The following is a 5,852-nucleotide window of genomic DNA, read 5'->3' as shown; positions in this document are numbered from 1 at the left end:
ATCCAAGGCGTACGCCGCGAGCAGGAGATCCGCCGCACGCGGCTGCTGCGCGATACCCGTACGCTGTGGGAACAAACCACGGACCTTGCCAGCACCGAGTTTGCGGTGGCGGTGCTGGGATTCCTATCCGTGGTCGGCGTGGTCGTATTCCCCTTCCTGTTCGACATCCTGCCGTTGCTGGCGCTGGCATACGCGCCGATCGTGCTCTCGCGCAAGGAAGACACGCCCTTCCGCAAGCGCAAGGGTCTGAACGAGCTGGACGAGAAGGACCTGCACCCGGGCACGGGCAAGCCGATGATGGCCCGCGGCATCGGCTACATCGGCAATCGTGAGGGTGACAACGCTGAGATCTGGGCAGCCAACGAGGATATGCGTACGCACATCTTCGTGCTGGGCTCCACCGGTGCCGGTAAGACCGAAGGCCTGACGTCGATGGCATTCAACGCGATCACCTGGTGCTCCGGTTTCGCGTACGTCGACGGCAAGGGTGACGTGTCACTGTGGGGCAAGATCTTCTCGATGGTGCGCCAGTACGGCCGCGAGGACGACTTGCTGGTCATCAACTACATGACCGGCAACGCGGACACGAAGAAGAAGCGTGTCGACAAGCCGTCCAATACGTACAACCCGTTCTCAGTCGGCAACGCCGACAGCCTGATCCAGCTGGTTGTGAGCCTGATGGACGCCTCGGACGGCAAGGGCGACATGTGGAAGGGCCGCGCAATCAGCTTCATCTCCGCGGTACTGCCCGCGCTGGTGGATCTGCGCGACCAGGGTCGCCTGATGCTCCATATCGGCGCGATCCGCGAGTTCATGCCCTATCCGAAGTACACCGAGCTGATGAACGATCCGTACATCAGCGACAAGAACCGCACGATGCTGCAGGCGTTCCTGTACGACGTGCCCGGCTACAAGAAGGATGGCGGCGAAAAGCAGTCCTCCACCTTCCTTGAGCAGTTCGGCTACCAGCAGATGCAGTTCACGCGCATTCTGTCCTCGCTGGCCGACACGTACGGCTATATCTACTTCACCCCACAGGGCGAAGTGAACTTCCAGGACGTGGTGCGCAACAACCGCATTCTTCTGGTGCTGCTGCCGGCGCTGGAAAAGTCGCGACCGGAACTGTCCAACCTGGGCAAGATCATCGTCGCGGCGATGAAGGGCATGATGGGCGCCGAGCTGGGCGGCCGGCTGGAAGGCAGCCGCGCCGAACTGCTGGACAACCGCGCCACCATGGCGCCCACGCCGTTCATCGCGATCTTCGACGAGTTCGGCTACTTCATGCCCGAGGACRCGGCCCTGATGTGGGCGCAGGCGCGATCGCTGGGTTTCTGCCTGGTGGCAGCAGGCCAGGACTTGCAGGCGTTCTATCGCACGTCCAAGGAAGAGACGCTGGCGATCTGGTCCAACTCCAACGTCAAGATCATCGGCAAGATGGAAGACTCTGCCGACTCGTATGACCTGATCGAGAAGCGTGCGGGCCAGGCCTATGTGGCCGAGATGAGCGGCTGGGAAATGGGCGATGGCCTGTTCGGCGGCTTCAAGGGCGAGGCCCAGGCCAAGCACACGCGCGTGAACCGCATCGACCTGCAGGACATGGTGAACCAGATCGAGGGTCAGGTTCACATCTTCGTCAAGTCCGATGTCATCCGCGCCCGCATGTTCTACGCGGTGCCGTCCAAGGCCAACGACTACCGGCTGAACCACTTTGTGAAGGTCATGCCGGTCTCCGAAGCGGAGATCCGCAAGCTACAGGTGGACACCAGCAAGATCACCGAGGGCCTGCTGCAGTACCCGCTGGGCGAAACGATCGTGGAGCCGGATGGCGCGTTGCACGCGCTCGATGTGGCGATCAAGGCCAAGGGCACGAAGAGCTACCAGGCCGCGCAGCAGGGTGCAGAGGTCGGCATCAGCTTGTTCGAGGCGGCTGTTGCGGGCCTGAAGCATTCGCCGCAGGCGGAAGCCGAGTCGGGCTCTGCCGGCGGATACACCCACACGCCCGCGGCGGCGCCGGAGGACGCGTCGCAGGAGCCGGCGCAAGCGACGGCGGAAGCTGCCGCGCCGGAGGGTACGGATGACGTGGTGTTCGACGGCAGCGCCCTGGACACGGTCACCGTGTTCGGYCGCGAGTCCTCGACGGCGCCGGTGGAGGCGCAGAGCGACGACATGCTGTTCGCCCAGGCCGCGCAGGCACTGGCGGCCAATGCGATGGGCGCACAGGCATCCTCGCCATCCATGCGCTTCATGGACGCCGCAGCCACTTCCACGGCGCTGGCGGATGTGGCGATGGCGCTGGGCGCCACCGATGCCGAAGCGCGCACCGTCGCACGCGAGATCGTGGGCCAGGTGGCCTCCAGCACCCGCTATCCGGCACCGCCCAAGCCCGAGCGCAACGAGGCGGCGATGGACGAGATGGCCGCCGCGCTTGCCGAGCTGACCACCCTGGTCTCCAAGCACGCGCAGGGAGGAAGCACCGATGGCCAGCACTGATGGCTTCGAGCTGCTGAACGCCCGCCGTCGCCGGCTGCTGCTGGGCATCGGCGCGGGCATGGTGGCGCTGGCCAGCGGCGGAACGCAGGCCAACCCGCTGTCCCGCAGGACGGGGATGGCGCTGCCCACGCACTACGCCGATGCCGCATCGGCCAATGCGTTCTGGGCGCAGCCACGCGTGGTCAACCTGGTTCGTCAGGGTACGGGCGAAGAGMGTCGTGTCTGCTACTGGCGCGATGGGGCCGTGGTGCCGTCCGGCTACCAGCAGGTCTGCCACGTCCTGCGCGATGTGAGGGCAGGGCAGTCCACGCAGATGGATCTGACCCTGATCAACATGATTTTCGGCATGCAGTCCTGGCTGTATGCCACCCATGGGTTCGACGAGCCGTACCTGGTCACCAGCGGCTACCGGACCCAGCACACCAACGCAACGACCGAGGGGGCGGCCAAGAACAGCCTGCATACGCAGGGCCGCGCCATGGATGGCCGCTACGCCAATCTTCCGGCGGAGTTCGTTGGCAAGTTTCTTGCAAGCTACCGCGCCGGTGGAATCGGCTTTTACGTCGACCGGCGCAACTTCATCCACACCGACACCGGCAAAGTCCGATTCTGGAGCTCATGATGTACAAGGGATTTGGTATCAAACTCACTTTCGTCCTGGCCGCTGCTGTTGCCCTGTCGGGCTGCAGCGGTGCCGAGGCCACCGACAAGGCTGCGGCGACGGGGCCGGCTGCCGCGCCGACGACGGCACAGGCCGAAGGCGCTCCGGCGCCGACCGAGGCCGAGCAGTTCCTGATCAGCCAGGGCGCCACGATCTCGGCGGCCTTCACCTCCGAGTCGGGCCTGAAGGCGGTCGTGGCCGATCGCGGCCTCGACCGGCGCCTGTTCTACATCACCCCGGACGGCAAGCACGTGATCCTGGGGACCGTGTTCGACGCCAAGGGCGGGAATGTGACCAGCAACGACATGTCGCGGGCCTCGATCCGCGGCGACGGCGCGCAGAAGGAGCTGGACGAAGCCGAGCTGGCCAAGCTCTGGGAGCAGGCCGGAGAGCTGGACTACATCACCGAGGGCCAGGGCGACAAGGTCGCCTACGTGATCTTCGACCCCCAGTGTCCGTACTGCCACAAGCTGTGGGAGAAGCTGCGTGACGTCGCGGCGACGGGCGGTACTCAAGTTCGCTGGATTCCGGTCGCTATCCTCTCGGAGGACTCCAATCAATTCGCGGCTGCCATATATCAGGCGAAGAATTCTCGCGAAGCACTCACGGAAATGAATAACCGAACCTTGACGGGCGTCAAGGTAACGGAAAAAACCGCCGAGAAACTGGAACGTAACCTGCAGTTGCTACGTACGTCCGGGTACACTGGTGTCCCCACGGTCCTCTACAAGGACCAGGGCAAGGTTCGCGCGACGATCTCCGTGCTGTCCGACGAAGAGACCTTCGCAAAAGCATTCTTGTAAATGGCGATTTGATTCCAGGGTGCCGCCCTCGGGCGGCCCCTTACTTGAGTAGAACAGGGGGCACTATGGATAACAGCTCGAAGGAAGCGGCCAAGCGTCTATACGAACGCTTGTCTGGCATCCGCGTTGACCGCGCGGTTCTCACGCATGCGATCGAAGAGGCATGCGGTTCCAATCGCCTGACGGCCGACAGCGATGACATCGCTGAGCGCCTGGACGATGAGGACTACGCAAGCGTCCTGTACAAGGACGTGACCGACGTGGTTGTGCTGGTCACCGGTGCCCTGGAAGCCCCCACCCATACCGTCTACCGCGACATGGTGATGCACGCCGAGCGGCAGGCATCGTTCGAGCCATTCGACGAAGTCAGCACGGTGTTGCGCCAGGTCGTGGCGCGCAACATGGCCGAGACCGGCCTGGAAGACATGCTGGACGGCCCGGCGCGCAAGACCGCCATCCAGAACCTGCGCTATGGCCTGCACGTGCTGGGGGACGAAGATCCTTTCCACGTGGGCGAAGAGCTGGCATCCGTGGCATCGGCCTGAAAGATACTCTAACGAAAGTTATTGACAGCCATGAATCCGGATAGTCTAATGAAAGGCAAGGCGGCACCCGTCGCCTTCCCACAGGAGACATCCATGCCCGCTGCCAACACCACGATCAACGCGACGCAGGACCCGGACCGTCTGGACTGGGCCGACGTGCGCGACGGCTACCTGCAGCCTGCCCCGGCCGACGCCGGCACCCCCGACAACCAGTAAGCAGCCACCATGACCCGGATTCGCCCGATCAGTTCGCTGGTCGGCGGCCAGGTTGCTGGGAACCCCCTGCCGGCATCCCCCTTGCCGGCAGGGGCTATTCCTTCCACTGGTGCCGCCTCGACCTCCGCCCGCACGACGCCGCAGGGCGCGACGCGGCCTTCCAATTTCGATCTCAGCCGTGACGAGCTGGCCCGCGCAGTCGAGGCCGGTGTGCTCGATCCGGTCTCCACCTTCGGCAAGGTGATGCAGTGGCCGACTTCGGCGGCCAACGGCCGGCCGTACCACGGCCTCAATGTGCTGACGCTGGCCAACGCCGCCATGGAGAAGGGCTACGAGTCCGGCCAGTGGTGCACCTTCGACGGCGCCAAATCCCGCGGCTGGAGCGTGCGCAAGGGCGAGCAGTCCACGAAGGTCTTCTTCTTCCAGACCGTCACCCGCGACACGGGCGAGGTCGATGAGGACACCCAGGAGCCGATCCTGGAAACCTACCCGCGTCTGGCGCAGTTCCGCGTGTTCAACGTGGACCAGCTGGACCGCACCGGCGGCGAGCCGATCACCGAACCCAAGGGTGTCATCACCGGGCCGGGCGCCACTTCGCGCGCCGTCGATGTGCTGGAGCGCATCGCCAACCACATGGGCTATGAGGTCCAGTGGGACGCGAAGGTGGGCAAGGCCGAGCTGATCGACGACACGATCCACGCATCCTCGGCCGACCAGCTGGGTTCGGTGCTGATGCGCGTGGCCATCACCGAGGGCGTCATCGAGCGCGGCCGCAAGGCCAAGGCCGAGCCGGCGAGCGAGGAAGCACGCCAGCAGCAGGCCGAGCAGAATGCGGCCGAGAAGCGCCTGGTGCAGAAGATGGCCGAAGCCATGCTCAGCATGCGCCTGGGCATCCCGATCAAGGGCGAGAGCTTCGATCCGGCCGACATCCACGCCGCTTTCGGTGGTGGCAAGCAGGTCGCGCTCCGCGCGGCAGGCAAGGCCGAGCAGGCCGTGGGCTACATGCTCGCCTTCGACCCCGAGCTGCAGGACACGCTGGTGGAAGAGCGTCGTGCGATGTACGACGAGATCCTGGACGCCGGCGGTGATGAGGTAGTGTTCGACGCCTCCACGCTCGGCCTGGACCAGGTCCAGCCG

6 protein-coding genes are annotated in these 5,852 nt (G+C 64.8%); all 6 read left to right on the top strand.

What is annotated here, in order from left to right; genetic code table 11:
• Positions 1-2,490 (top strand): type IV secretory system conjugative DNA transfer family protein (locus AC04L7_RS11150; protein ID WP_475513014.1); only part of this gene is annotated, 2,490 nt, incomplete at its 5' end.
• Positions 2,477-3,112, top strand: coding sequence for a YcbK family protein (locus AC04L7_RS11145; RefSeq protein ID WP_475513013.1), 636 nt, complete (start codon positions 2,477-2,479; stop codon positions 3,110-3,112). The genes AC04L7_RS11150 and AC04L7_RS11145, both read left to right, overlap by 14 nt.
• Positions 3,112-3,954, top strand: coding sequence for a thiol:disulfide interchange protein DsbG (gene dsbG / locus AC04L7_RS11140; protein ID WP_436001264.1), 843 nt, complete (start codon positions 3,112-3,114; stop codon positions 3,952-3,954). Before AC04L7_RS11145 ends, dsbG begins: the two co-directional genes overlap by 1 nt.
• Positions 3,955-4,019: 65 nt before the next feature.
• Positions 4,020-4,499 (top strand): hypothetical protein, encoded by a 480-nt coding sequence (locus AC04L7_RS11135; protein ID WP_436001262.1) that lies wholly within the window; start codon positions 4,020-4,022, stop codon positions 4,497-4,499.
• 93 nt (positions 4,500-4,592) lie between these two features.
• Positions 4,593-4,715, top strand: coding sequence for a hypothetical protein (locus tag AC04L7_RS11130; protein ID WP_436001260.1), 123 nt, complete (start codon positions 4,593-4,595; stop codon positions 4,713-4,715).
• A gap of 9 nt (positions 4,716-4,724) precedes the next feature.
• On the top strand, positions 4,725-5,852 hold a 1,128-nt coding region (locus tag AC04L7_RS11125; protein WP_475513012.1), incomplete at its 3' end, for an ArdC-like ssDNA-binding domain-containing protein.

It is taken from the genome of Pseudoxanthomonas sp. LjRoot204_2 (genome assembly GCF_056175765.1).
Note: the sequence above shows the minus strand (reverse complement) of the source record. Positions and strands in the feature narration are given on the sequence as shown.

Bases quoted from the DNA above. Each gene is read 5' to 3' on its own strand.
- dsbG (WP_436001264.1), top strand. From the start codon at position 3,112: ATGTACAAGGGATTTGGTATCAAACTCACTTTCGTCCTGGCCGCTGCT.
- AC04L7_RS11135 (WP_436001262.1), top strand. From the start codon at position 4,020: ATGGATAACAGCTCGAAGGAAGCGGCCAAGCGTCTATACGAACGCTTG.
- AC04L7_RS11130 (WP_436001260.1), top strand. From the start codon at position 4,593: ATGCCCGCTGCCAACACCACGATCAACGCGACGCAGGACCCGGACCGT.